The following is a 24931-nucleotide window of genomic DNA, read 5'->3' as shown; positions in this document are numbered from 1 at the left end:
GCCTTCCAACTTTTGCCGGGGTGGGAAATAGAGGGTTGCGCGAGTCACGGAAGATCAAAAGATCGTCCAAAGGCTCGGGCCGCGTTCGGACGATCTTTTGATTTTAAACAGACATGTTTAATCGACATCTCCAGACACTCACCCAGGCTACACATCCTTGCGTCGTTGCCTACGACTACGCCAGAATCCGCCGGCTTGTGCGCCTAAGGGCCGGGCTCTATCGTTTCCCTGTCGCTGAAAAACAGCGATCGGGTTTGGTAGCCCGCCGTCCACATGACGCATAGCGTCACCTTATGCAGGTGCTTTTTCGGCATTTGTTTTTATGGTGGCCATGCGTAGGGCGTCCTCGGGCGCGCCGGTTTTTCCATGTGGGCCGGTCTACCAACCTTCGTATGGCCACCACCTCTTCGTTTGGTAGCGAGGGTGATGGCTCCTCTAATCACATATGGAGTTCCATCTATGTTCAAACCAACGCCCAACCCACCGGAAACCGATCCGGCATCCCCCTACGAATCCCTCGATTCCAAAAAGCTCAACGAAGCCGCCGACCGCGCCCTCGATTACTACCTCAAACCGCCCATCCCCAAAGACACCAAGCGCAAACCCAGCACCATTTACCATGTCGGTGCCGAGGTCGATAACGAAACCCTGCTGGTCAACGTCTGCGAATCCTTGGCCTCAGCGAGCATGATGCTCAGTGAGTTCGCCGGATTGATGGACATGCCACATCGCAACATGATGCTGGGGATTCAATCGGTGGTCATGCTCGGCGAGCTGGCGGTGAACCGGGTGCTGGATAACTTCGACCCACAAGGCTAGCGCAGACTTGGAGTGAGGGGCTTGCCCTACCACAAAAGCAGGTAAAGCAGAAAAGATCGCAGCCTTCGGCAGCTCCCCACACGCCTGTGGCCGCCGCCAAAGGTTGCGACTTTTAGATCTATCAGGAATCGCGGCGCAGATCCGGCGGAATCGGCAAATCATCCTGGAGCGGATCCGGGCGCTTGCCCTTGCCGGCGCGGTGCTGACGGATCTGGTAGACGTAGGCCAATACCTGGGCGACTGCCAGATAAAGCCCGCCGGGAATTTCCTGTTCCAGCTCCGTGGAGTAGTAGATCGAGCGCGCCAGCGCCGGCGATTCGAGCAGCAGCACATTATTGGCCACGGCGATTTCACGGATCTTCAGGGCCAGGAAGTCACTGCCCTTGGCGATCAGCATCGGCGCCCCGCCCTTTTCCGGATCGTACTTGAGCGCCACGGCGTAGTGAGTCGGGTTGGTGATGACCACGTCGGCCTCGGGAATGGCCGCCATCATCCGCCGCTGCGACATCTCGCGTTGCAACTGGCGAATGCGCTGCTTGACCTCCGGCTTACCTTCTTGATCCTTGTGCTCATCGCGAACTTCCTGCTTGGTCATCAGCAGCTTCTTGTGGCTTTCCCACAACTGCACCGGCACGTCGACCGCGGCGATGATGATCAATCCGCAAGCCATCCACAAAGTACTCCAGCCGACCACTTGCAGGCTGTGAATGATCGCCATGTCCAATGGCTCGTGGGCAATACGCAGCAGATCGTCAATGTCCGATGACAACACCGCCAACGCCACGAATAACACAATGAAAAACTTCGCCAGGGCCTTGAGCAACTCCACCAACGCCTTGGCCGAGAACATTCGTTTCAGCCCCGCGCCGGGGTTCATGCGACTGAATTTCGGCGCCATGGAGCCGGCCGCGAACAGCCAGCCGCCGAGGGAGATCGGGCCAATCAACGCAGCCAACAGTAAGGTGATCATCACTGGCTGAATAGCAACGAGGGCAATCTGCCCCGAATGCAGCAGATAAGTGCCCATGGAACGCTGATCCAGAATCACCTCTCGCGAGAGCGAGAAGTTCATGCGCATCAGCTCCATCAAATCCTGGGCCAGGGCGCCGCCAAAAATCAGCAACGCACCGGCGCCAGCGAGCATGACCGCCAGGGTGTTGAGTTCCTTGGAGCGCGCAATCTCGCCCTTCTCACGGGAGTCCTTTTTGCGTTTCTCCGTGGGGTCTTCTGTTTTGTCCTGACCGCTTTCGCTCTCAGCCATGACTCAGCGCGCCCGTGCCAGTTCGCGTAACAACTGCAAAGCCTCGGCGGCCAGCGGCTGATACTGATTGAGAATGTCCGCCAGACCGACCCAGATGATGAACATCCCAAGCACCAGAGTCAGCGGGAAGCCGATCGAGAAGATGTTCAGCTGTGGCGCCGCCCGGGTCATCACGCCAAATGCGATGTTGACCACCAGCAACGCGGTGATCGCCGGCAGCACCAGCAACAGCGCTGCACCGAGCACCCAGCCGAGTTTGCCGGCCAGCTCCCAGAAATGATTGACCATCAACCCGCCACCGACCGGCAGTGTAGTGAAGCTTTCGGTGAGGACTTCGAACACCACCAAGTGACCATTCATGGACAGGAACAGCAGCGTCACCAGCATGGTGAAGAACTGTCCGATCACCGCCACCGACACACCGTTCGTAGGGTCGACCATCGAGGCGAAGCCCATACCCATCTGGATCGCGACGATCTGTCCCGCCACCACGAACGCCTGAAAGAATAGCTGCAAGGAGAAGCCGAGGACCGCACCGATGATGATCTGCTCGGCAATCAACAGCAACGCGCTCAGGTCCAGCGCATTGACCGGCGGCATTGGCGGCAGGCCAGGGGCAATCACCAAGGTGATCGCCAGGGCGAAGTACAGACGCACGCGCTGGGGCACCAGCGTCGTGCCGAAAATAGGCATGACCATCAGCAACGAACCGATGCGAAACAACGGCAACATGAACGTCGCCACCCAGGTGCTGATCTGGGTGTCGGTCAGCTGAAGCAGCGACGACATGGCTTAACCGATGACCATCGGGATGCTGTGGTACAGCTGCAGGATGTATTCCATGAAAGTCTGCACCATCCACGGCCCGCCAACGATCAGCGTCACCAGCATCACCAACAGACGCGGCAGGAAGCTCAGGGTCTGTTCGTTGATCTGGGTCGCCGCCTGGAACATCGCCACCAACAGCCCCACCAGCAAGCTCGGGATCACCAGCACGGCGACCATCATGGTGGTCAGCCACAGCGCTTCGCGAAAGATGTCTACGGCAACTTCCGGCGTCATGGTGAAACACCGCCGAAGCTGCTGGCCAGGGTTCCGATGATCAACGCCCAGCCATCCACCAGCACGAACAGCATGATCTTGAACGGCAGGGAAATGATTAGCGGCGAGAGCATCATCATACCCATGGCCATCAGCACACTGGCCACGACCAGGTCGATGATCAGGAACGGGATGAAGATCATGAAGCCGATCTGGAACGCGGTTTTCAGCTCCGAGGTCACGAACGCCGGCACCAAAATCGTCAGTGGTGCCTGATCCGGCGTAGCGATGTCGGTGCGCTTTGACAGGCGCATGAACAACTCCAGATCGCTGCTGCGAGTCTGGGCGAGCATGAAGTCCTTGATCGGTACTTGCGCCTTGGTCACGGCATCCTGAGCGGTGAGTTTCTCCGCCAGATACGGCTGCAAGGCATCCTGATTCACGCGATCGAACACCGGCGCCATGATGAACATGGTGAGGAACAGCGCCATGCCGGTGAGGATCTGGTTCGACGGTGTCTGCTGCAAGCCCAAGGCCTGACGCAGGATCGAGAACACTATGATGATCCGGGTGAAACTGGTCATCAGCATGACGAACGCCGGGATGAAACTCAGCGCGGTCATGATCAGCAGGATTTGCAGGCTGACCGAGTATTCCTGAGCGCCTTCGGCGTTAGTGCCCAAGGTGATCGCCGGGATCGACAACGGATCGGCGGCGAACGCCAGCGGCGCGACCAGCATCAGGGCCAGCGTCAAGACGATGCGTAGCGCACCCATTACTTCTTATCCTTCTGATCCTTGCCGAGCATCTTCAACAGATGCAGGGCAAATTCCGGGGTCGCTTTTTCAGTCCCGCTCGGCACTTGCACCGGCTCCTTGAGCACATGCAATGCGGTGATGGTGCCGGGGCTCAGGCCGAGCAGAATCTGTTCGTTGCCGACCTGCACCAGCATCAAACGGTCACGAGGACCTAGCGCGCGGGAACCGATCAGCTCGATCACCTGCCCCTTGCCGGCCGGCCCGGCCTGCTGAACCCGGCGTAGCAGCCAGGCGAGAAAGAAGATCAACCCCAGCACCAGCAGCAAGCCGAACACCAATTGCGTCAATTGCCCGGCCACACCGCTGCTGACGGCCGGCGCAGCGGCCGTCGTTACCGGCTCGGCCGCCAACACGCTGAACGGCAAGGCCAGCGCTAACCCCAGCACAAAACCCAGAACCTTTTTCACTCAGCGCAGCTTCTTGATGCGTTCGCTTGGGCTGATCACGTCGGTCAGGCGGATGCCGAACTTTTCGTTGACCACCACCACTTCACCGTGGGCGATGAGCGTGCCGTTGACCAGCACGTCCAGCGGCTCGCCGGCCAGACGATCGAGCTCGATCACCGAACCCTGGTTGAGTTGCAGCAGGTTGCGGATGTTGATATCGGTGCTGCCGACTTCCATGGAAATCGACACCGGGATATCGAGGATCACGTCCAGGTTCGGACCGTCCAGCGTCACTGGATCGTTGTTCTTCGGCACGCTGCCGAATTCTTCCATTGCCAGACGGCTGGACGGCGAACCGGCGGCGTCGGCGGCCAGCAAGGCATCGATATCGTCCTGCCCGGCGTCACCGGTTTCTTCCAGGGCCGCAGCCCATTCATCAGCCAGTGCCTGGTCGTCCTGGGCGTTCATATCGTCGTTCATCATTTGTCCTCGGCGGGCACCTGCTCAATCAAGAGCAGTCAATTAAAAGGGGGTTGGAGCGCCGGTCAGCGGCGCTCGATCGGCTCGATCACCTGCAACGCAAGGTTGCCTTTGTGCGAGCCCATCTTGACCTTGAAGGCCGGTACGCCGTTGGCGCGCATGATCATTTCTTCCGGCATCTCGACCGGAATAATGTCCCCGGGCTGCATGTGCAGAATGTCGCGAAGGCGTAGCTGGCGGCGGGCAACGGTGGCACCGATCGGTACGTCGACGTCCAGCACGTCCTGGCGCAAGGCGTTGATCCAGCGCTCGTCCTGATCGTCGAGGTCCGACTGGAAGCCGGCGTCGAGCATTTCACGCACCGGCTCGATCATCGAGTACGGCATGGTCACGTGCAGGTCGCCGCCACCGCCATCGAGTTCGATGTGGAACGTCGACACCACAACGGCTTCGCTCGGGCCGACGATGTTGGCCATGGCCGGGTTCACTTCCGAGTTGATGTACTCGAAGTTCACTTCCATGATCGCCTGCCAGGCTTCCTTCAAATCGACGAAGGCCTGTTCCAGCACCATGCGCACCACACGCAGTTCGGTGGGGGTGAATTCACGCCCTTCGATCTTCGCGTGACGGCCATCGCCGCCGAAGAAGTTGTCCACCAGTTTGAACACCAGTTTGGCGTCGAGGATGAACAGCGCAGTGCCGCGCAGCGGTTTGAGCTTGACCAGGTTGAGACTGGTCGGAACGTACAGCGAGTGCACGTATTCGCCAAACTTCATCACCTGCACGCCACCGACGGCAACGTCCGCCGAGCGGCGCAGCATGTTGAACATGCTGATGCGGGTGTAGCGGGCGAAACGCTCGTTGATCATTTCCAGGGTCGGCATGCGTCCACGGACGATGCGATCCTGGCTGGTCAGGTCGTAGCTTTTGACACTGCCGGCTTCGGCAGCGTTATCGGTCTGCACCAGACCATCGTCGACGCCATGCAACAGCGCATCGATCTCATCCTGGGACAGCAGGTCCTGCACGGCCATGTCGTGTTCCTACTGCAGTACGAAATTAGTGAAAAGCAACTGTTCGATCACCACTTTGCCAAGCTCTTTCTGCGCCACTTCCTGGACGCTGGCCGTGGCCTTCTGACGCAACATCTCCTGGCCAACCGGGGTCGCCAGCGTGGCGAAATCCTGACCGGAAAACAGCATGACCAGGTTATTGCGGATCACCGGCATGTGGACTTTGAGCGCTTCCAGATCGGCCTGATTGCGGCCCAGCATGGTGATGCTCACCTGCATGTAGCGTTGGCGGCCGTTCTGGGTGTAGTTGGCCACGAAGGCCGGAGCCATGGGTTCGAAGATCGCCGGCTGCTTGCCGACCACAGCGGTTTCAGCGGCGGGGGCAGGCTTGCTCTGGGCGCTGTGCATGAAGAACCAGGTCGCCCCCACGGACAAGCCGATCGCCAGCATCAGGGCCACGACGATCACAATGATCAGCTTGATTTTGCCTTTGGTTGCGGGGTCTTTCACTGGTGCTGCGTCGCTCTTAGCCATGCCAATAATCCGTCACTATTCGGGTTTTCACAGTCGCACGGCAAGGCAAGAGCAAGTGTTATGCCAGAAGTGTCGGTAGGGAGAGGGGTAAGGGAGCTACAGCAATCTGCCGAACACCATAAAAACACTGTGGGAGCGGGCTTGCCCGCGATGAGGGCATGACAGTCAATATATTCATCGACTGTTATGCCGCCATCGCGGGCAAGCCCGCTCCCACAGGATTTATGTGAGTTCGATCAGGCGTAGTAGTCGACGGCGCTGGTGCCAATCACGCTGGTGGTGTTGGCAGCTACTTCAGCAACAGTCGCAGGCAGTTCTTCATCGACAGAATCGAGACGACCGCCACCAGCGTTGGTACGTCCACCCTGCCCCTGTTGAGCCTGCTCCTGACCCTGACCCTGACCCTGCCAGCCACGAGACTGATCGGAAACGTTGACGTCGACCTGACCCATGCCTTGCTGCGCGAACATGTCACGCAGGCGATGCATTTGCCCGTCGAGCGCTTCGCGAACGCTTGGGTGGGCGCTCATGAAAGTCACCTGGGTCTGCTGATCCGGAACCATGTTCACCCGAATATCCAGGCGCCCCAGCTCGGCCGGTTGCAACTGGATGTCGGCCGCCTTGAGATTGGCGCTGGACAGGTACATGACCCGATTGACCACCTCTTCGGTCCAACCGCTCTGATGCATGGCGATTGGCTGGTTCACCGGCAATGCATTGGCTGTCTTCGGCGTTGCCGCCTGGGTCAGTGCCGCCAGACGGTTGGCGAAATCATCGACACGGGTATCGCTGCTGGCGGACTTGAGATCCTTGAGGCCGTCATCGATCAGGCCACTGAAAGCCTTCTCGCCGCCCTGGCTGGTGCTGTCCTGATCGGCCTGCACATCAAGCATGCTCGCCATGCCCGTGGCAAAGTTTTGTGCCGAAGTCGGCTCACCGTCGACTTGAGCCGGGGCCGGCGCCGCTTTTTGCTGGGCCTGGCTGGTGGCCGAAACGTGCCCACCCTGCTCCATGGCCATGCGCACGGCTGGCAGCGCATCGAGAGGATCGGCTTCGGGATCGAAATCTGGATCGATGGCCGCAACGGTCTGCGTCGCTGTCGCGGCAACAGCAGCTGCGACGGGTGCTTCAACGGCTGACTGCACAGTGGCAACAACCGGTGGAGTTTCCGACACGGGGGCTGGCAGCACCGGCTGCACCACTTGCATCAACGCCGGATCGAGGGCTGGATCGACAGGCGCGGTATCGACTACCGGCGTCGATGTCTCGGCCGTATCCGGCGCGTCATCGCTGGCCGTACTGTCGTCAGCCTGCGCCGGCTTATCGGCGGGCAAGGAATTGCCGCTATCGGCAACTGTCGGTTCCGGGGCGGCAGACTTGTCGTTGCTCACGTCTTTCTTGCCGACGCTGTCCGAGACTTTGTCGCGTGCGGGTTTAGCCGATCCATCCGCCACGGCCGAGGGCTTGTTCTGGGCTTGATTAGCATAGACCTGAGCGAAGCTGGACGCCTTGTCCCCGGGCTCAGCCGCCAGCGCCGGCGCATTGGCGGTCGCGGCTTGAGTCTTGGCCGTAGCGGCGGCCTGAAGCAGAATATTGGGAGTAACGGGCATAACGGTCTCCGCTGCACTGGGATCGTAGGTACAGTTGAGCAAGTTGACTGCAAGGGTCGAGCCAGCTTTTTTCGCCGACTGCTAAAAGAGCCGGACGGCTGCCTTATTCAGCAAGGGAGCGCTGGCGCTCCGCTTCGTAGAGAGGTCGGACAATGGCGAATTCACCGTCAATTTCTCCGACCAGCGCTGCAATACCTTCGAGGCTTTTTTGCTTGGCTCGCTGCTCCAGCTCATGGCACAGCTCGGCCAGCCGGGTAGCGCCCATATTGCTGCTGCTGCCTTTGAAGCTGTGCGCAGCGGCGCCCAGCTGATCGGCATCGTCAACTTTACGTAGCACACTCAAACGCTCCTCGGAATCGGCGAGAAAGGTATCAAGCAATTCTGGATACCCGTCTTCCATAACTTCCTGCAACGCGCTCAGCACGTCACGGTCCAGATGTGTGTCAGCCACTTGTTCGCTCCTTGATCAAGAATGCCCGGGATCAGGCCAGAGCCTCCCAGAAGAACTCCACGTGAGCACTGCGACCATTATCGGTCCAGCGCGCATGATGGCTCAACTGGCGGATCAAACTGACGCCACGTCCCGACAGACGGACATCATCGACAGGACGCTCCATCACCCGCGCCACATCGAAACCCTTGCCACTGTCTTCGACCCGGACCATCAGGCAACCGCCCTCGCCTTTTGGTGCCACCTGCAAATGCACCCGTACGTAGCCGTCCTGCAATTCGTCCAGACGCGCATTGCGCTGCTGATAATAACGCGCAAAACCTGAAGCATCTCGTTTCAGACTCGAATCCAGGCCCAGCACGCCATGTTCCAGGGCATTGGAATAAAGCTCTGCCAGCACACTGTAGAGTGCGCCACTCTGAGTCCGCAGGCCATGCACCTCAAGCAGCAATTGCAACAAGTACGGCAGCGGATTGAAGCGTTTGAGAGTGGCGGCGCGGAATTCGAAACTCACCGACCAGTCCAGCGGACTGGACTGGCCGCTGTCGGAGTACACCGGCGCTGGCGGACTCAGTTGCGCAGCCTCCAGCAGACTGACCTCGACCATGCTCACGTCATCGCGGGCCTCGCCGCGAAAATCCCGCAGGGCCTGTTCGATTTCTTCGAACAGCGCATCAGGCTGACGATTGGCTGCAAACACCTGCTCCAATCGCTCTACGCCAAACAATTGTTCATTGGCATCGCAGGTATCGATCACCCCGTCGGACAACAGAAAGACCCGATCCCCGACGCCCATCGGGAACACCTCGGTGCGGTCATCGAAGGTTTGCGGGCTCAGCACGCCCAGCGGCAAGTGCCGCGCCGTCAGAGCGATACGTTCGCCGCTGGCGGTGCTGTGCAAGTAACCGTCCGGCATCCCGCCGTTCCAGACCTCCACCGATCCCCGTTGAAAACTCAGGCACAGCAGGGTCGCACAGCAGAACATGTCCACCGGCAGAATACGTTTGAGCTTGGCGTTCATCTCGCGCAGGGTTTCGGACAAGCCGTAGCCCTTTGCGGTCATGCCGTAGAAGACTTCAGCCAGGGGCATGGCGCCGACAGCGGCCGGCAAACCATGACCGGTGAAATCACCGAGCAACACGTGCATGTCACCAGCCGGGGTGAACGCGGCCAGCAACAGATCGCCGTTGAACAGCGCATAGGGCGATTGCAGGTAACGGATGTTCGGTGCATTCAGGCAACCGGAATGGGCGACCTTGTCGAACACCGCTTTGGCCACCCGTTGTTCGTTGAGCAGGTAATCGTGGTGCCTGGCGATCAAATCGCGTTGCTCCAGCACCGTGGCTTGCAAACGTCGCAAGCGGTCCATCGCCTTGATCTTGGCGGCGAGGATCACTTGGTTGTAAGGCTTTGCCAGAAAATCGTCGCCCCCGGCCTCCAGACAACGGGCCAGGGCTTCACTTTCGGTCAGCGACGTCAAAAAGATGATCGGCACCAGGGTTTCGCCAGCCAGCGCCTTGATCTGCTGCGCGGCCTCGAAACCGTCCATCACCGGCATCATGGCGTCCATCAGCACCAGGTGCGGTCGCTGCGAACGGAACGCTTCGACCGCCTCGGCGCCGTTGGCAGCCGTTAGCACCTCATGCCCCTGACGACGGACGATAGTCGACAGCAGCAGGCGATCGGCCGCGCTGTCTTCAGCGATCAGAATCGTCAGCGGCTCGAGCGGCTGCATGGTGATCAACTGATGTCGAACAGTTTGTCGAAGTTGGAGATGGCGAGGATTTTCTTCACATCGGAGCTGCTGTTGACGACGCGAATATCGGAACTGTCGCCACCGGCGTGATCGCGCAGCAAAAGCAGCATGCCCAGCGCAGAGCTATCGAGATAAGTGGCTTTCTTCAGGTCCACCACAATGGACTCGGGTTTACTGTTGAGTCGCTCGTAGGACTCGCGAAACTCCTGATGCCGACCGAAATCGAATCGCCCCTCGATCGAAATCGTCAGCTTTTTCCCATCTTGAGATACTTCTGTAACGACTGACATTTTCACGGCTTCCTTGTCATTGACGAACGTACGTGTAGAAGGTTTAGCACCTGATGGGGGCTGGAGCAAGGCTGAAAAAATTGTACGGTTTGTAAAATCGCCTCCCGCGAAGAACGATAACGCGGATTACCTGATTCAATACGGATCGTGGCGCGGCAACCGCTGGGACAGTTCATCCAGCAGCCTCTGCTCGCGCTTGTCTTCCAATTGCCGCGCCTCATCCCTGTAGCGCTGAACCAGTTTGCGCAAGCCTTCGACCCGGGCAAACGCCTGCTGCCAGGCTTCCCGGGACTTGTTCAGGTTGTTTTGGTGCCAGTTCAGGCTCTGACGCTGCTGGTCGATGGCCGTGCCCAATTGCGCGAGAAAGCCCTGATAACCCAGCAACCATTGGCCCGAAACACCGCTACTGCCGCGCACGATCCATTGCTCCTGGTATTCGAGGCGGAAGTTTTCCAGGTCGGCGAGTTTGCTTTCCGCCAGACGAACCTGACCCTGGAAGTGCCCCAGGCGCTGGACGGCGGTTTTCTCGGCCTTTTCAGCCATTTCCACCACCGGTGCCAGGCGTGCTGCGCGACTCAGGGCCATAGACGATTAACCGCCTGGCGCTGGCGCAAAGACCGACGCAAGATGGCCTTCGCTGGCGCCCATGCTGATGTTGTCGTTCAAGCCCTGGCGCAGGTACATCGTCATGGCCGGTTGCAGATTGATCGCGGTGTCGGTTTCCCGGTCACCGCCGGGCACATAGGCGCCGACACTGATCAGGTCGCGGCTCTGCTGATAGCGCGACCAGTATTGCTTGAACATCTGCGCGTGGTTCATGTGCTTGATGCCGACCACCGACGGCATGACCCGGCTGATGGACGCTTCGATATCGATGGCCGGGTAATGCCCTTCCTCGGCCAGGCGCCGGGACAGCACGATGTGCCCGTCGAGCACGCCCCGCGCCGAGTCGGCGATCGGGTCTTGCTGATCGTCGCCTTCGGACAATACGGTGTAGAACGCAGTGATCGAACCGCCACCCTTTTCGGCGTTACCGGCCCGTTCCACCAGTTTCGGCAACTTGGCGAACACCGAGGGCGGATAGCCCTTGGTCGCTGGCGGTTCGCCGATGGCCAGGGCGATTTCCCGCTGGGCCTGGGCGAAACGAGTCAGGGAATCCATGAGCAACAGGACATTCTTGCCCTTGTCGCGAAAATACTCGGCGATCCGTGTGCAGTACATCGCCGCGCGCAGACGCATCAGCGGCGCATCGTCCGCTGGCGACGCCACCACCACCGAACGCTTGAGCCCTTCTTCACCGAGGATGTGCTCGATGAACTCTTTAACTTCTCGACCCCGCTCACCGATCAGCCCGACGACGATGATGTCGGCCTCGGTGAAGCGGGTCATCATGCCCAGCAGCACACTCTTGCCCACGCCGGTACCGGCGAACAGCCCGAGCCGCTGACCGCGACCGACCGTCAACAAACCGTTAATGCAACGAATACCGACGTCCAGCGGTTGGCTGATCGGGTCACGCTTGAGCGGGTTGATGGTCGGGCCGTCCATCGGCACCCAGTCTTCAGCCTTCATCCCGCCCTTGCCATCCAGCGCGCGACCGGCGCCATCGAGCACCCGCCCGAGCATGCTCATGCCCATTGGCAAGCGGCCGGTATCGGCAAGTGGAACCACGCGGGCGCCAGGCGCAATGCCGGCGACGCTGCCGACCGGCATCAGAAAAACTTTGCTGCCAGAGAAGCCCATGACCTCGGCTTCGACCTGCACCGGGTGATAGCTGTCATCGTTGATGACCATGCAGCGACTGCCCATGGCGGCGCGCAAGCCTTCGGCTTCAAGGGTCAGGCCGACCATGCGCAACAGGCGACCTTCAAGGATCGGCGCAGCAGCAAGCGCAGTGGCCTCGGCGTAGCCACCGAGGCGTTTGGCGAAGCTGGTGCGATCAAGGCGCATCGGGGGCGTCCAGTTCCGGCTCGACCGGGGCAACCGCAGGCTTTTCGTCGTTCGGCAGCTCCAGGCTCAGGTCCGGCGCGGCCGGGTGCAGCGCTTGATCGTGCAATTGATCGAACAGCTTGGCCATGACCTGGGTCACACGGGTTTCGATGGTGGCGTCGATGCGACTGTGTTCGGTCTCGACCCGGCAGCCGCCCGGCAACAAGGCCTCGTCCTCGACGATGCGCCAGCTTTCTTCATGGCGCTCGCGCAGGGCTTTGACCTGTTCGAAATCCTGCGGATTGACGTACAACCGCACATTGCCCACGCCCAGTGGCAACAGCTTGAGCGCTTCGCGCATGACGTGTTCGATCTGCGTCGAGTCGATGGCCAGTTCGCGCTGAATCACTTGCTTGGTGATGTGCTGCACAAGGTCGACCAGCGACTTTTCGATCTGGGTGTCCTGCTCGGCAATCGGCTCGAACAAATTGACCATCAGTTGTTCCAGGCCAGCGATCTTGGCCGTCAGGGCCACTTCGGCTTCCTGACGGACCTTGAGCGCGGTGCTGTGGAAACCTTCTTTTTCGCCAACCGCGAAGCCTTCGTTGTAGGCCTCCTGACGAATGCTTTCGAGCTCTTCAAGGGTCAGTGGCTGGACTTCTTCCAGCGGCACTTCTTCCATTTCCGGCGGTTCGGGCTCAGGCGTAGGCTCAGGCTCCGGCACAAACGGGTCGAAACTGGGCAGTGACCAGATGTCGAAACCACCGACATCCTTGGCACGGATCAGGTCGGTATTGGACTCATCATGTTTGGACGACATAGTGACCTTAGATCATCTCTTCGCCGCCCTTCCCGCCGAGAACGATTTCTCCGGCTTCGGCCATACGGCGGGCAATGGTGAGAATTTCTTTCTGCGCGGTTTCCACGTCGCTGACACGCACCGGGCCTTTGGCCTCGAGGTCGTCGCGCAACAGTTCGGCCGCCCGTTTGGACATGTTCTTGAAGATCTTTTCCTTGACGCCTTCGTCCGAACCCTTGAGGGCCAGCACCAGAACGTCCGAGGACACTTCGCGCAACAGCGCCTGAATGCCACGGTCGTCGACATCGGACAGGTTGTTGAACACGAACATGAGGTCTTCGATCTGACCGGACAGGTCTTCGTCGACTTCGCGGATCGAGTCCATTAACTGACCTTCGATCGAGCTGTCGAGGAAGTTCATGATGTCGGCCGCACGCTTGATGCCACCCAGGGTGGTGCGCGCGGCATTCGAGTTGCCGGAGAACTGCTTCTCGAGAATCAGGTTGAGTTCTTTCAGGGCCGCTGGCTGCACGGTGTTCAGCGAAGACACACGCAGGATGATGTCCAGCCGGACCTTGTGGTCGAAGTTGCCCAGCACTTCACCGGCCTGATCCGGGTCGAGGTACGCCACCACGATTGCCTGGATCTGCGGGTGCTCGTAACGAATCACGTCGGCGACGGCGCGCGGCTCCATCCACTTCAGGCTGTCGAGGCCGCTGGTGTTGCCGCCCAGCAGGATCCGGTCGATCAGGCCGTTGGCCTTGTCTTCACCCAGCGCCTGGGTGAGCATGTTGCGCACGTAGTCATCGGAGCCGACGCCCAGGCTGGTCTGGTCGCCGACGATGTCGACGAACTCGCTCATGACCTGTTCGACCTGCTCGCGGTGTACGTTACCCATCTGGGCCATGGCCACACCCACACGCTGGACCTCTTTAGGTCCCATGTGGCGCAGCACTTGCGCGGCGTCGGTAGAACCCAGGGACAGCAGCAGGATCGCGGCTTTATCAACCCGGGACAGTTTGGCGACAGCGGCTCGGTTATCACTCATCTGCGTTAATCCACTCTTTCACGACCTGGGCCACGCGACCCGGATCTTCTGCCACCAGACTCTTGATTGCGTTCAACTGTGCGTCATAGCCTTCGCTCGGGCTCGGCAGCAGGATGCTGGTCGGGCCGCCGAGGCTGACGCGGTCGTTGGCCAGTTCGCCATCCAGGCCGCCCATGCCACCGAGCTCCATGTCGCTGCCCAGGCCAGCGAGTTGCTTGTCTTTGCCGCCACCGGTGATGTTGTTGAGCACCGGGCGCAGCACGCCGAATACCAGCACCAGGATGAACAACACACCCAGCACTTGCTTGACGATGTCCCAGAACCACGGCTGGGAATAGAACGCAATCTCGGCAATCACTTCACCGCGCTCGGCAGAGAACGGCATGTTGATTACGCTGACGCTGTCGCCACGGCTGGCGTCGAAACCGACCGCGTCCTGTACCAGACGAGTGAAGCGCGCCAATTCATCGGCGCTCCACGGCGCACGAGTAGTTTCGCCATTGGCCGCGTTGACCTTGACCTGATCGTCCACCACCACCGACACCGACAGGCGATTCAATCGGCCCTGCTGCTGCTTGGTGTGGCTGATCGAACGGTCGAGTTCGAAGTTCTTGGTGGATTGTTGACGCTTGTCTGCCGGATACGGCGCCAGCATCGGCTGGCCGGTGGCCGGGTCCATGATTTGCTGACCGTTGGCATCGAGCAAAGGCTGACCTGGCTGCACCATGCCGGCCGACGCGGTGGCGCCACCGGTGGTTTGCGGCGCCGAGGCTGGCGACGGCGGCTGGTTGCTCAGGGCACCCGGCACACCTTGCGGGCCATTGCTGGCGGTGCGCTGTTCGTTGACCGACTGCTCGCTGCGCAAGGCCGGCTGGTCCGGGTTGAACTGCTCGGAAGTCGACTCGACGGCACTGAAATCCACGTCGGCCGAGACTTCGGCTTTATAGCGGTCATTGCCCAGCACCGGTTGCAGGATGTTGTGCACGCGCTGGGTCAGCATGCTTTCCATGCGACGGCTGTAATCGAATTGCTTGCCGGCCATGGTCAGTTCGGAGTTTTCTGCCTGATCCGACAGCAGGTTGCCCTTCTGGTCGACCACGGTGATCTGCGATTTGCTCAGCTCGGGAACGCTGGTCGCCACCAGATTGATGATGGCGACGACCTGGCCCGGCTCCAGCGAACGACCGGAATAGAGTTCAACCAGCACCGAAGCGCTGGGTTTGCGTTCGTCACGCACGAACACCGAGCTTTTCGGAATCGCCAGGTGCACGCGAGCACCCTTGACGTTGTTCAGGCTGGAAATGGTCCGGGCCAGTTCGCCTTCGAGGCCGCGACGATAACGGGTCGCTTCCATGAACTGGCTGGTGCCCAACCCCTGTTCCTTGTCGAGAATCTCGAAACCGATGTTGCCGTCGCTGGGAGTGACACCAGCGGCCGCGAGCTTGAGCCGCGCACGAGACAGGTCATCGGCCTTGACCAGCAAGGCACCGGAGTTCGGTTCAACGGTATAGGGAATGTCGGCTGCGGCCAGGGTTTCCATGACCTGCTTGGCGTCCATGCCGGCAAGGCTGCCGTACAGAGGCCGGTAGTCTGGCTGCTGGGACCACAACACCACGGCAAAACCAATCGCCACGCTCGCAGCCAGGCCGACCAACAGGCCCACCTGACGCAACATGGTCATCTCGGAGAGGTTTTCCAGGAAGGACAACCCGAACAGCGGCGGTTTGCCGTCTATTGGGGTGACCTTGGCCGGAACATTATCAGCGATTGCTTCTGCCATGACTCAATCTCGTCCTTAAACCGGCATCTGCATGATGTCTTGATAAGCTTGAACCAGCTTGTTACGCACTTGGGTCAGCGCCTGAAAAGACACGCTGGCCTTCTGTGAGGAAATCATCACGTCTGTCAGGTCGACGCCGCTTTTACCGATCTCGAAGGCACTGGCCAACTGATTGGACGCCTGCTGGGTGTCGTTCACTTTATTGACGGCCTGACCGAGCATGTCGGAAAAGCTGCTGCCACCCAATTCAGGGACTGCGGCAGTCGATTTCGGCGCAGACATCGCATCCATTTGCATGGAGCGCATGTCCAGCATCAACCGATTGAATTCAATACCTTGGCTCATGGTTTCTCTCTTTGACGAAGCTACGTCTTTGGCTACCCGCAATTTTTTGACACTCACTCGGCGGGTAGTGAGGTGTTAGCAACAAGGGTGCCAGCTCCGTGGTCGCTCTAAACAAAAGCCAATTCCGGGCTTTGCTCAACCGTGAACCACCGCAAAACCATTGTGGGAGCGAGCCTTTGTGGCGAGGGGGCTTGCCCCCGTTCGGCTGCGCAGCAGTCGTAAAATCTGAGCACACAGCCAACCTGCCCCCCTCAAAAAGAAGGACCGCTTCGCAGTCCAACGGGGGCAAGCCCCCTCGCCACAGGGCTCCCACATTTGGATCAGTGTTGCTTGCGTCAACTTTCAGGTGGCGAACAAGTACGCTTCCACGTCCATTCCGGCGTCGCGCATTTGCGCCAGCTTGTAGCGCAAGGTGCGTGGGCTGATGCCCAGTCGCTCGGCGGCTTCTTTGCGACGGCCGCGCTCAGAGCGCAGGGTGTCAATAATCATCTGGAATTCACGGCGCCGCAGGTCATCGCCCAGCGCCCCCGCCGATTCGGCTTCGACTTCCACTGCGCGCACGGGCGGCGGTGCCAATGTCGGCAGCGGCGCACACGCCACCGGCCCGGCCAGGCAGAAATCCTGCGGCTGGATCAAGCCGCCCTGCTGCAGAATCAAGGCACGCTGGATTGCGTTATCCAGTTCACGCACGTTGCCCGGCCACGGATAACCGATCAGGCACGCCTGCGCCTCGGGCGAGAGCTTCGCCGCGGCATGCTTCATTTTTTTGACGTGTTTGGCCAGCAGTCGCTCGGCCAACGGCAGGATGTCGGCGGTGCGCTCGCGCAGCGGACGCCAGGCCAACGGAAACACCGACAGGCGATAGTAAAGGTCTTCACGAAAACGCCCCGCCGCCACTTCAGCGGCCAGGTCACGGTTAGTGGTGGCGACCACTCGGATGTCCAGCGTAATCGGCTTGCGTGCGCCGACTCGTTCGACTTCACGCTCCTGCAATACGCGCAGTAATTTGGCTTGAAGGCCAAGGGGCATTTCGGAGATTTCATCGAGCAGGATCGTCCCGCCATCGGCCTGCTCGAACTTGCCGGCCTGCGCCGCGATGGCGCCGGTGAATGAACCCTTTTCGTGACCGAACAAGGTGGCTTCGAGCATGTTGTCCGGGATCGCTGCACAGTTGATCGCAATGAACGGCTGACTGGCGCGATGGGAGTGCTGATGGATGTAACGCGCCAGCACTTCCTTGCCGGTTCCGGATTCACCGGAGATCAACACCGTGGAATCGCTACGCGCCACCCGTGCAGCCAATTCCAGCAATTGCGCACTGGCCGGCTCGTACGCCACAGGTCCCTCACTCTCGGTCGCGCCGAGATTGCCCAGTGCGTGACGCGCCACCAGATCGAGCAAGGCTTTGGGCTCGAATGGTTTGACCAGATAATCCGCCGCGCCCTGACGCATAGCGTCGACTGCCCGCTCGACGGCGCCGTGGGCGGTCATCAGCAGCACCGGCAGTTGCGGCTGACGAGCGCGCAGCAATCCAAGCAGTTGGTGGCCATCCATGCCCGGCATGTTGACGTCGCTGAGCACCAGATTGAACGCCTCGGCACTGACCGCAGCCAGCGCCTCTTCCGCCGAACCGACCGCCGTGTAATCGTGCCCGGCAAGCAGCAGCGTATCGGCCAATGCCTCCCGTAGTGCGCGATCATCCTCGACCAGTAAAACCTTGATCGCCATGTCTTTCACTTCGCTCCCTGAGCGCTGCGCTGCTCACCCGAAAAAAGCGGCAAGATCACCTGCGCACAAGTGCCGCGACCCAGCCGCGAGCGCAACTGTAATTCTCCCTGATGTGCACGGGCGACGGCCTTGACCACGGTCAGGCCCAGGCCGGTGCCAGTGGTTTTAGTGGTGAAAAACGGCTCACCCAAACGCGCCAGGACCTTCGTGTCGATACCACTGCCGCTGTCGCTGACGCACAAGCACAGGTTGTTGCCGCGGGTATACAGGTGAACCTTCAAACGGACATCACCGGCACTTGCCTGAATAGCGTTCTCGATCAGATTCAGAATGGCCCCGACCAGGGTGTCGCGATTGCACAACAACTCACCGGCATGACTGTCGCACTGCCAGCGAATCGGCAGGTCCTGAACGTGGGTCAGCGCTGCCGCTTGCAGCGACTGCATCAGCATCTTGGGGGTCACGCGATCAGTCAGCGGCAGCTCGCCGCGAGCGAACACCAGCATGTCGCGAACCTGATGTTCGAGCTCATGCAGACGCTCTTTCAGGCGCCCGGCAAAACGTTGCTGGGTCTCGACCGGCAACGCCTGCTCAGTCAAATGACTGGCATAGAGCAACGCAGCGGACAACGGCGTGCGAATCTGATGAGCCAACGACGCAACCATACGACCGAGAGACGACAGGCGCTCATGACGAGCCAGTTGACCTTGCAGATGACGGGTTTCAGTCAGGTCGTTGAGCAACACCAATTGACCAGGCTCGGCGTCCAGCGAGCGGGTAGCGATCGACAGGCGTCGACCGTCCTTGAGAGAAATTTCGTGACCGTCGTCTTCGCGCGGCGCAAAGCATCGAGTAATCACATGACGCCACAGCTCGCCTTCGAGAGGCAACCCCAGCAGTTCACTCGCAGCGGGATTGGCTTCGCGCACGATGCCTTGGGCGTCGATGACGATGACACCGCCAGGCAATAGATCGAGGAGATTTTGCAGGCGGTTAGCCAGGCGTTCTTTTTCCGCCAGCTCCTGCATGCGCTGAGCACTGACCACCGCCAGCTCGCCCTTAAGCTCGGTGACCCGCGCTTCGAGCATGCTGTAGGAATCGGTCAATTGGCTCGACATCTGGCTGAACAGCGCAAATGCCTGTTCAAGGCCAAGCCGGCTTGCCTGCTCTACGGACGACGGTTGCCCCGAAGCATCTGGGACAGGAGACATCTGGGCGGCTTGGGGCATTGTGCTCTCTCGCGTGGTTGACCGTCAGTTAAACGGAACGTTGCGAGGGATGTAGCAATACCCGTGCCTAAAAAAAAAATGCCTATAAATGAAGGAGTTGAAAAACAGGCGTCAATCATCCGCCTGTTCATCACCGTCACGACGGCTCATGCCGTACTTGCGCATCTTCTCCACCAGCGTGGTGCGACGAATCCGCAGCCGTTCGGCCGCCCGCGCCACGATGCCATTGGCATCATCCAGCGCCTGCTGAATCAGCCCTTGTTCCAGACCGCCGAGGTAGTCTTTCAGGTCCAGGCCTTCCGGTGGCAGCAGGGCACTGGCGGTGAAGTCCGGGGTATGACCGTTGATGGCCACCCGCTCTTCAAGATCGCTGCGCAGGCTGTCGACCAGTTGTTCGTCTTCGTCATCGACGTAGCGGAATTTCTTCGGCAACTCGACCACGCCGATCACCCCGTACGGGTGCATGATCGCCATGCGTTCCACCAGGTTGGCGAGCTCACGAACGTTGCCCGGCCAGCCGTGACGGCACAGCGACATGATTGCCGCCGAGTTGAAACGGATCGAACCGCGCTTCTCGTGCTCCATGCGCGAGATCAACTCGTTCATCAGCAGCGGGATGTCTTCGACGCGTTCACGCAATGGCGCCATCTCGATCGGGAACACGTTCAAGCGATAGTAGAGGTCTTCGCGGAAAGTGCCGATCTCGATCATGCTTTCGAGATTCTTGTGGGTCGCCGCAATGATCCGCACATCGACGCTTTGGGTCTTGTTGCTGCCCACGCGCTCGAAGGTGCGTTCCTGCAAGACGCGCAGCAGTTTGACCTGCATCGGCAGCGGCATGTCGCCGATTTCGTCGAGGAACAGCGTACCGCCGTTGGCCAACTCGAAACGCCCGGCGCGGCTGGTAATCGCTCCAGTGAAGGCGCCCTTCTCGTGGCCGAACAATTCGCTTTCCAGCAACTCGGCCGGGATCGCCCCGCAGTTGACCGGCACGAACGGCGCGTCACGACGCTTGGAGTGGTAGTGCAGGTTACGCGCGACCACTTCCTTGCCGGTCCCGGACTCGCCGAGGATCAGCACGCTGGCGTCGGTGTCGGCGACTTGCTGCATCATTTGACGGACGTGTTGAATCGCCCGGCTGGTGCCGACAAGGCTGCGGAAAAGATTGGGTTCACGGTGACGACCGCGCTCACGGGCCTGGTCATACATCTCGCGATAGACCTGGGCACGGTGCAACGAATCGAGCAATTTGCTGTAGCTGGGTGGCATTTCGAGAGTCGAAAGCACTCGGCGACGCTGGTCTTCCGGCAAGTCAATGGAAGAATTATCGCCCATTAACAAAACTGGAAGGAACTCATCCCAGGTTGAGAGTGTCTTTAACAAGCCCAAAAGTGCACCAGGAGCATTTACCGTCCCGATGAGGACACAGATTACTTCACGACTTGATGACAGAGAGCCGACCGCCTGCTGCCAGTCATGGCTGCCACAGGGTAAATTTTCTTCGCCGAGAAAATTTAAAATCACCGCCAAATCGCGGCGACGGACGCTATCGTCATCAATCAGCAGAATTTTGGTTTCACGCCACATGCAATAGCAACTTCCCTAGTCAACTCAATGCCCAAAATGAGGGGCAAGCTAGACGCTTGCAGACACGTTATGCCTGTAGACGCCTGAAATCTGGAACCAGCCACTAGTTAAGTCAAAAAACCGTGCACAGTCAAATTTATGGCGCACTATGTTTGGATTAACTGGGGATTAACTAACCAAACAGATGGTAAACCTTTGCCGCGCTCTGTGCTTGGTGGATCTGCGACATCTCGTCGACTATCGCCTGCCGCTCTCCCGTCGCCGCCTCCAGAAGCTGTTTATACACTCCCAGCAACTCCTCAAGGTTGTCGCGCAACGCGACCTCGTCCACCGTAGCTTCACTCAAGACGTCTTCCATGCAGGAACGGCAAGCCAGGTCCAATTCACCAATGGCTTCCCAGTTGCGCTCGGCCAATGCACCGACGAGGGCATCGCGGGTTTGTTCGATTCGCTGCAAGACAAGACTCATGAGTGATCTCCTTAAAACTGGGGAGCAGGTGCGCCAATGGCGTCCCAACCGTCTTTGACCGTACGGAGCAGGTCGGCGACTTCGTCGAGGATTTTCGGATCGGTCTTGAGGTTGGCTTCCACCAGGCGTTTCATCATGTAAGCGTAGAGACTATCCAGCTCACTGACCGACTCCGCCTGCTTTTCCAGATCCAGCCCCTCTCGCAAACCACCGACAATGCCGATGGCCTTGCTGATCAGAACACCCTTGTTGGCGATATCCTTGCGCTCCATGGCACCTTTGGCCTGAGCGATGCGATCCAGAGCGCCTTCCATAAGCATTTGCACCAGACGATGAGGACTGGCCTCGGAAGTCTGGGCTTGCGCACCAATCTTCTGGTACTGCCGAAGGGCTAACATCGGGTTCATGTTTTACCTCATCCAAAACTCTGTGATTCGTATAATCAGGCTATCGACACGGCGTCAAAAATCTTTAGACCAAACCAAAAAAAGCCCGACAAGCGGAATCCGCTGCCGGGCTTTTGGCGTTTATGTGTTACGAGGCGTTTTTCTGCGCGTTCATCGCCTCGAACATCGAGGTGATGTTGCTGGCAGTTGCCTTGAGTTTGCCAACCAGAGAATCCATGTCGTTGTACTTCTTGGTCAGCACAGCAGTCAGCGTCTCGATACGGCGATCCAGGGCTGCCTGCTGGTTGGCCAGATTCGACTTGGCCTTGGCCAGGTTGGTCGAGCGGGTGTCGAGGATCCCCTCACTGCCTGTGACCGTGTAAGGGGTGATTGCATCATTCATGCGCGTCAACAGGCCCTTGGCGGCATCGCCAGTGGCCGTCGGATCACCCAGGAACAACTTCTGAACCTCACCACCGAGCTTCTGGGTATCCATCGCGGTCGTGAACTTGGTGCTATTGAAATCCAGCGCACCGGTTTTCTGATTGGTGGTGATACCCAATTGCGACAGGACAGTAAGCTTGTCACCCGCGCCGGTAGTGACCAACGGCGAACGAATCGATGCCATGATACCGCGCGCCAACGGGTCACCGGTCAGTGCTGCAGCACCGGTCAGCTTGCCGTCGCCATCCAGGGAAGGCTTGGTCAACGTATTAACACTGGTCACAACCTGGTTATAAGCGTCAACGAAAGCTTGAATGGACTTTTTCAGACCATCACTGTTCGGACCGACCGTCACCGTCGTGGTTGCATCACCACCGGCGACCAGATTCAGGGTCAAGCCGGAAACGGCCGCGTCAACCTTGTTGCTTTTGCTGGTCAGCGCGAGCCCGTCCACGGTGAACTTGGCGTCTACCGCGAATTCGCCGATGGCACCCGCCGAAGTAGCTGTCGGTGTTGCGCCCAGTTGCTGGCCGGCATTGATCTCCAGACCCGCGATACCGCTGAGGGTGATATCGGAACCGGCACCTGTCACCGTGGAACCCAACACCAGACGCGAGCCAAACGAGTCGGTCACGATGTTGGCACTGAAGCCGTTCGCGCCTTGCTGGGTGTTGATCGCATCCCGAACCGACTGCAACGTCGCGCCCGCCGGAATGGTGACAGAACTGGAAACGCCGTTTTGCGTAATATCGAGTGTGCCGCTTGGAATGGCACTGCTGGTACCGCCGGCAAACGCTGCGGTGGCTACTTTGGACGAGGTCGCAAGGTTAGTGACCTTGACCACGTAAGTGCCGTTCACGGCCGTGTTGCTGGCCACTGCGGTCAGTACTTTCGCGTCAGCGGAGGTGGCGTTGTAGCCCAGGAATTGCGGAGCCTGCGTATCTTGCAGCTTCTTGATTGCAGCCTGGAAGTTCGCCAGGACACTTTTGAGAGTACCAATACCGGAAATTTGCGCAGTGTTGGTGGTCGTCTGACGGTCGATCTGGTTCTGCTTGGCTGCTTTGTCGGCATTGACCAAGGCTTTGACAATAGCACCGGTATCAAGGCCAGAGCCTAAACCCGTGCCCGGTAGAATTGGACTTGCCATGCATATCTCCCTTCAGTGTGTCGCCGGTCTTTTGACCACTACAACGTCCAAAAGAACATAGCAACAATATTCATGCCAGCTGTCAGACTTTCGCGCTGAACAACAGGCTGCTTGCATCATTCAAACTATTGGCCAGTTTCAGGACTTCTTCATTGGGGATTTGGCGAACCACCTCACCCGAGTCACTGGCAATAACCTTGACGACTACTTTGCCTGAAGGCTCGTCAATCGAGAACTCCAGATTGCGCTTGACCGACTGAACAAACTTTTCAATTTCCTGAACGGCCATCTTGAGTTTGTCCTGCTCGGATACCGCGTCTTTCTTTTGTTCATCCTTGACCGGCGCCACCACAAGGGCATCGGTTCGAGGCTTCTCCACCGGCTTGTCAGCAACAGTCGTCGCCGGCTTCGCAGCTGGATAAGACAAGTTCAGCTTCACGCTCATATCCATGTCCATCACCTCTTAAAGTAAAAAGCGAGAGAGTGCGACAAGCGCACTCCCCCGCCAAAACTCATCAACTATTACTGAAGCAGTTTCAGTACAGCGGATGGCAGTTGGTTGGCCTGGGCCAGAACTGCGGTGGAAGCTTGTTGCAGAGTTTGTTGCTTGGTCAGCTGTGCAGTTTCAGCAGCGAAGTCGGTATCTTGTACGCGGCTCAGTGCAGCACTGGCGTTTTCGTTGATGTTTTGCAGGTTGGAAATGGTAGTCGAGAAACGGTTCTGAGCAGCACCCAGGTCAGCGCGAGTGGCGTTGATGTTTGCCAGAGCAGCGTCGATAGCCGAGATAGAAGCATCAACAGAGCTGTGGTTAGCTGTGTTGGAAACGCCGGAAATGGTGGTACCGGTCATGCCCAAGGCGCTGGCGTCGAAGCTGGTCGACAGGGTCAGAGTGATCTGGTTGTCGGAAGTGGTGTTCGAACCTACCTGGAACTCCATCGCACCAGCAGTGCCGTCGATCAGCGCCTTACCGTTCAGGTTGGTCGACTCAGCGATACGGGTCAGTTCAGCGATCGACTGTTGGTATTCTTTGTCCAGAGCGGTACGGTCAGCAGTGCCGTTGGAGTCGTTACGCGATTGCACTGCGATTTCACGCATACGCTGCAGAATGTTGGTCGATTCTTGCAGAGCGCCTTCAGCAGTCTGAGCGATCGAAACACCGTCGTTGGCGTTTTTGATAGCCATGGTCTGGCCACGGATCTGCGAAGTCATACGGGTAGCAATCTGCAGGCCGGCGGCGTCGTCTTTGGCGCTGTTGATTTTCAGGCCGGAGGACAGGCGGGTCATCGAAGTCGACAGTGCGTCGGACGCACGGTTCAGGTTCTTCTGAACACTCAGGGAAGTAGTGTTAGTGTTTACTGTTAAAGCCATGACGAATTCCTCGTTGGTTGGGTACTGCGGCTTCCGGCCCTGGCAACCGCCCGGTATGGCCTAGAGAACCTTCGTAATAGTTATCGTCGCCAATGCAGGTTGCTTGAGGGGATTTTTGAAATTTTTTGCCATCACCCTGCCACCCCCTGTAAAACCGAGGCTTAGCGACGATCCAACCACCAAAAAATGACGCCAGAGAACTGCCACAACCCT

Annotated in this window: 27 protein-coding genes; 1 reads left to right on the top strand and 26 read right to left on the bottom strand. The window is 59.1% G+C overall.

All coding sequences use genetic code 11. The annotated features are described in order from the left end of the window. The first annotated feature begins 459 nt into the window (after positions 1 to 459). Positions 460 to 819 (top strand): DUF6124 family protein, encoded by a 360-nt coding sequence (locus tag AB3226_RS22940; protein ID WP_367374736.1) that lies wholly within the window; start codon positions 460 to 462, stop codon positions 817 to 819. Between the two features lie 121 nt (positions 820 to 940). Here AB3226_RS22940 and flhB read toward each other — a convergent pair whose 3' ends face one another. From flhB to AB3226_RS22810, 26 genes are all read right to left on the bottom strand, one after another. Further along, on the bottom strand, positions 941 to 2080 hold the full coding sequence (flhB, locus tag AB3226_RS22935) for a flagellar biosynthesis protein FlhB (RefSeq protein WP_367374735.1): 1140 nt from the start codon (positions 2078 to 2080) through the stop codon (positions 941 to 943). A gap of 3 nt (positions 2081 to 2083) precedes the next feature. Continuing rightward, positions 2084 to 2869: a flagellar biosynthetic protein FliR gene (gene fliR, locus AB3226_RS22930; protein ID WP_367374734.1), complete on the bottom strand. Its 786-nt coding sequence runs from the start codon at positions 2867 to 2869 to the stop codon at positions 2084 to 2086. 3 nt (positions 2870 to 2872) lie between these two features. Beyond that, positions 2873 to 3142 carry a flagellar biosynthesis protein FliQ gene (gene fliQ / locus AB3226_RS22925; RefSeq protein WP_367374733.1) on the bottom strand — a complete coding sequence of 90 codons (270 nt, stop codon included), beginning with the start codon at positions 3140 to 3142 and terminating at the stop codon, positions 2873 to 2875. Beyond that, positions 3139 to 3897: a flagellar type III secretion system pore protein FliP gene (fliP, locus tag AB3226_RS22920; protein ID WP_052966797.1), complete on the bottom strand. Its 759-nt coding sequence runs from the start codon at positions 3895 to 3897 to the stop codon at positions 3139 to 3141. The genes fliQ and fliP overlap by 4 nt, the downstream gene beginning before the upstream one ends. Further along, positions 3897 to 4346, bottom strand: coding sequence for a flagellar biosynthetic protein FliO (gene fliO / locus AB3226_RS22915; protein WP_367374732.1), 450 nt, complete (start codon positions 4344 to 4346; stop codon positions 3897 to 3899). Before fliO ends, fliP begins: the two co-directional genes overlap by 1 nt. Further along, positions 4347 to 4808 (bottom strand): flagellar motor switch protein FliN, encoded by a 462-nt coding sequence (gene fliN / locus AB3226_RS22910; protein WP_367374731.1) that lies wholly within the window; start codon positions 4806 to 4808, stop codon positions 4347 to 4349. Positions 4809 to 4870: 62 nt separating this feature from the next. Further along, on the bottom strand, positions 4871 to 5839 hold the full coding sequence (gene fliM, locus AB3226_RS22905) for a flagellar motor switch protein FliM (protein ID WP_367374730.1): 969 nt from the start codon (positions 5837 to 5839) through the stop codon (positions 4871 to 4873). Between the two features lie 9 nt (positions 5840 to 5848). Then, on the bottom strand, positions 5849 to 6352 hold the full coding sequence (fliL, locus tag AB3226_RS22900; protein WP_367374729.1) for a flagellar basal body-associated protein FliL: 504 nt from the start codon (positions 6350 to 6352) through the stop codon (positions 5849 to 5851). A 236-nt stretch (positions 6353 to 6588) separates the two neighbouring features. Then, entirely contained in the window at positions 6589 to 7962 is a 1374-nt protein-coding gene (locus AB3226_RS22895; protein WP_367374728.1) for a flagellar hook-length control protein FliK, read from the bottom strand. Between the two features lie 103 nt (positions 7963 to 8065). Further along, a complete protein-coding gene (locus tag AB3226_RS22890) occupies positions 8066 to 8413 on the bottom strand; it encodes an Hpt domain-containing protein (protein WP_367374727.1) in 348 nt (115 codons plus the stop codon). Between the two features lie 31 nt (positions 8414 to 8444). Then, a complete protein-coding gene (locus AB3226_RS22885; protein WP_367374726.1) occupies positions 8445 to 10148 on the bottom strand; it encodes a SpoIIE family protein phosphatase in 1704 nt (567 codons plus the stop codon). Positions 10149 to 10153: 5 nt separating this feature from the next. Beyond that, a complete protein-coding gene (locus tag AB3226_RS22880; RefSeq protein WP_217858358.1) occupies positions 10154 to 10459 on the bottom strand; it encodes an STAS domain-containing protein in 306 nt (101 codons plus the stop codon). Positions 10460 to 10594: 135 nt separating this feature from the next. Continuing rightward, positions 10595 to 11044 carry a flagellar export protein FliJ gene (gene fliJ / locus AB3226_RS22875; protein ID WP_367374725.1) on the bottom strand — a complete coding sequence of 150 codons (450 nt, stop codon included), beginning with the start codon at positions 11042 to 11044 and terminating at the stop codon, positions 10595 to 10597. A gap of 6 nt (positions 11045 to 11050) precedes the next feature. Continuing rightward, positions 11051 to 12409, bottom strand: a complete 1359-nt coding sequence (gene fliI, locus AB3226_RS22870) for a flagellar protein export ATPase FliI (protein ID WP_367374724.1) — start codon at positions 12407 to 12409, stop codon at positions 11051 to 11053. Continuing rightward, entirely contained in the window at positions 12399 to 13208 is an 810-nt protein-coding gene (gene fliH / locus AB3226_RS22865; RefSeq protein ID WP_367374723.1) for a flagellar assembly protein FliH, read from the bottom strand. Before fliH ends, fliI begins: the two co-directional genes overlap by 11 nt. Before the next feature lie 7 nt (positions 13209 to 13215). Next, positions 13216 to 14235, bottom strand: a complete 1020-nt coding sequence (gene fliG / locus AB3226_RS22860; protein ID WP_367374722.1) for a flagellar motor switch protein FliG — start codon at positions 14233 to 14235, stop codon at positions 13216 to 13218. Then, complete coding sequence (gene fliF, locus AB3226_RS22855; protein WP_367374721.1) at positions 14228 to 16015, bottom strand: flagellar basal-body MS-ring/collar protein FliF; 1788 nt, start codon at positions 16013 to 16015, stop codon at positions 14228 to 14230. Before fliF ends, fliG begins: the two co-directional genes overlap by 8 nt. Before the next feature lie 15 nt (positions 16016 to 16030). Beyond that, positions 16031 to 16360 carry a flagellar hook-basal body complex protein FliE gene (gene fliE, locus AB3226_RS22850; protein ID WP_008072611.1) on the bottom strand — a complete coding sequence of 110 codons (330 nt, stop codon included), beginning with the start codon at positions 16358 to 16360 and terminating at the stop codon, positions 16031 to 16033. 342 nt (positions 16361 to 16702) lie between these two features. After that, complete coding sequence (fleR, locus tag AB3226_RS22845) at positions 16703 to 18088, bottom strand: sigma-54-dependent response regulator transcription factor FleR (RefSeq protein WP_367374720.1); 1386 nt, start codon at positions 18086 to 18088, stop codon at positions 16703 to 16705. Between the two features lie 5 nt (positions 18089 to 18093). Beyond that, a complete protein-coding gene (locus tag AB3226_RS22840) occupies positions 18094 to 19299 on the bottom strand; it encodes a PAS domain-containing sensor histidine kinase (RefSeq protein ID WP_367374719.1) in 1206 nt (401 codons plus the stop codon). A 129-nt stretch (positions 19300 to 19428) separates the two neighbouring features. Continuing rightward, entirely contained in the window at positions 19429 to 20904 is a 1476-nt protein-coding gene (locus tag AB3226_RS22835) for a sigma-54 dependent transcriptional regulator (RefSeq protein WP_367374718.1), read from the bottom strand. Between the two features lie 172 nt (positions 20905 to 21076). Next, positions 21077 to 21373, bottom strand: a complete 297-nt coding sequence (locus AB3226_RS22830; protein ID WP_367374717.1) for a flagellar protein FliT — start codon at positions 21371 to 21373, stop codon at positions 21077 to 21079. 11 nt (positions 21374 to 21384) lie between these two features. After that, positions 21385 to 21780 (bottom strand): flagellar export chaperone FliS, encoded by a 396-nt coding sequence (gene fliS / locus AB3226_RS22825; RefSeq protein ID WP_367374716.1) that lies wholly within the window; start codon positions 21778 to 21780, stop codon positions 21385 to 21387. A 127-nt stretch (positions 21781 to 21907) separates the two neighbouring features. Continuing rightward, the gene (gene fliD / locus AB3226_RS22820; protein ID WP_367374715.1) at positions 21908 to 23350 is read right to left on the bottom strand and encodes a flagellar filament capping protein FliD; all 1443 of its coding nucleotides are present in this window, start codon (positions 23348 to 23350) and stop codon (positions 21908 to 21910) included. Between the two features lie 82 nt (positions 23351 to 23432). Continuing rightward, positions 23433 to 23801 carry a flagellar protein FlaG gene (locus tag AB3226_RS22815; RefSeq protein ID WP_367374714.1) on the bottom strand — a complete coding sequence of 123 codons (369 nt, stop codon included), beginning with the start codon at positions 23799 to 23801 and terminating at the stop codon, positions 23433 to 23435. Positions 23802 to 23872: 71 nt separating this feature from the next. Next, a complete protein-coding gene (locus AB3226_RS22810) occupies positions 23873 to 24718 on the bottom strand; it encodes a flagellin domain-containing protein (RefSeq protein ID WP_367374713.1) in 846 nt (281 codons plus the stop codon). Positions 24719 to 24931 lie beyond the last annotated feature (213 nt).

Origin of the sequence: Pseudomonas lini (genome assembly GCF_964063345.1) — a bacterium.
In the GTDB taxonomy this organism is placed as follows: Bacteria; Pseudomonadota; Gammaproteobacteria; order Pseudomonadales; family Pseudomonadaceae; genus Aquipseudomonas; species Aquipseudomonas lini_B.
Note: the sequence above shows the minus strand (reverse complement) of the source record. Positions and strands in the feature narration are given on the sequence as shown.

Coding starts and splice junctions, on each gene's coding strand:
- fliF (WP_367374721.1), bottom strand. CDS start 16,015: ATGGCAGAAGCAATCGCTGATAATGTTCCGGCCAAGGTCACCCCAATA.
- AB3226_RS22830 (WP_367374717.1), bottom strand. CDS start 21,373: ATGAGTCTTGTCTTGCAGCGAATCGAACAAACCCGCGATGCCCTCGTC.
- fliP (WP_052966797.1), bottom strand. CDS start 3,897: ATGGGTGCGCTACGCATCGTCTTGACGCTGGCCCTGATGCTGGTCGCG.
- AB3226_RS22940 (WP_367374736.1), top strand. CDS start 460: ATGTTCAAACCAACGCCCAACCCACCGGAAACCGATCCGGCATCCCCC.
- AB3226_RS22880 (WP_217858358.1), bottom strand. CDS start 10,459: ATGTCAGTCGTTACAGAAGTATCTCAAGATGGGAAAAAGCTGACGATT.
- AB3226_RS22810 (WP_367374713.1), bottom strand. CDS start 24,718: ATGGCTTTAACAGTAAACACTAACACTACTTCCCTGAGTGTTCAGAAG.
- fliS (WP_367374716.1), bottom strand. CDS start 21,780: ATGAACCCGATGTTAGCCCTTCGGCAGTACCAGAAGATTGGTGCGCAA.
- fliJ (WP_367374725.1), bottom strand. CDS start 11,044: ATGGCCCTGAGTCGCGCAGCACGCCTGGCACCGGTGGTGGAAATGGCT.
- AB3226_RS22835 (WP_367374718.1), bottom strand. CDS start 20,904: ATGTGGCGTGAAACCAAAATTCTGCTGATTGATGACGATAGCGTCCGT.
- fliM (WP_367374730.1), bottom strand. CDS start 5,839: ATGGCCGTGCAGGACCTGCTGTCCCAGGATGAGATCGATGCGCTGTTG.
- fliG (WP_367374722.1), bottom strand. CDS start 14,235: ATGAGTGATAACCGAGCCGCTGTCGCCAAACTGTCCCGGGTTGATAAA.
- fliE (WP_008072611.1), bottom strand. CDS start 16,360: ATGAGCCAAGGTATTGAATTCAATCGGTTGATGCTGGACATGCGCTCC.
- fliL (WP_367374729.1), bottom strand. CDS start 6,352: ATGGCTAAGAGCGACGCAGCACCAGTGAAAGACCCCGCAACCAAAGGC.
- fliI (WP_367374724.1), bottom strand. CDS start 12,409: ATGCGCCTTGATCGCACCAGCTTCGCCAAACGCCTCGGTGGCTACGCC.
- AB3226_RS22885 (WP_367374726.1), bottom strand. CDS start 10,148: ATGCAGCCGCTCGAGCCGCTGACGATTCTGATCGCTGAAGACAGCGCG.
- flhB (WP_367374735.1), bottom strand. CDS start 2,080: ATGGCTGAGAGCGAAAGCGGTCAGGACAAAACAGAAGACCCCACGGAG.
- fliQ (WP_367374733.1), bottom strand. CDS start 3,142: ATGACGCCGGAAGTTGCCGTAGACATCTTTCGCGAAGCGCTGTGGCTG.
- AB3226_RS22895 (WP_367374728.1), bottom strand. CDS start 7,962: ATGCCCGTTACTCCCAATATTCTGCTTCAGGCCGCCGCTACGGCCAAG.
- fliR (WP_367374734.1), bottom strand. CDS start 2,869: ATGTCGTCGCTGCTTCAGCTGACCGACACCCAGATCAGCACCTGGGTG.
- AB3226_RS22840 (WP_367374719.1), bottom strand. CDS start 19,299: ATGTCTCCTGTCCCAGATGCTTCGGGGCAACCGTCGTCCGTAGAGCAG.
- fliD (WP_367374715.1), bottom strand. CDS start 23,350: ATGGCAAGTCCAATTCTACCGGGCACGGGTTTAGGCTCTGGCCTTGAT.
- fleR (WP_367374720.1), bottom strand. CDS start 18,088: ATGGCGATCAAGGTTTTACTGGTCGAGGATGATCGCGCACTACGGGAG.
- AB3226_RS22815 (WP_367374714.1), bottom strand. CDS start 23,801: ATGGATATGAGCGTGAAGCTGAACTTGTCTTATCCAGCTGCGAAGCCG.
- fliH (WP_367374723.1), bottom strand. CDS start 13,208: ATGTCGTCCAAACATGATGAGTCCAATACCGACCTGATCCGTGCCAAG.
- fliN (WP_367374731.1), bottom strand. CDS start 4,808: ATGATGAACGACGATATGAACGCCCAGGACGACCAGGCACTGGCTGAT.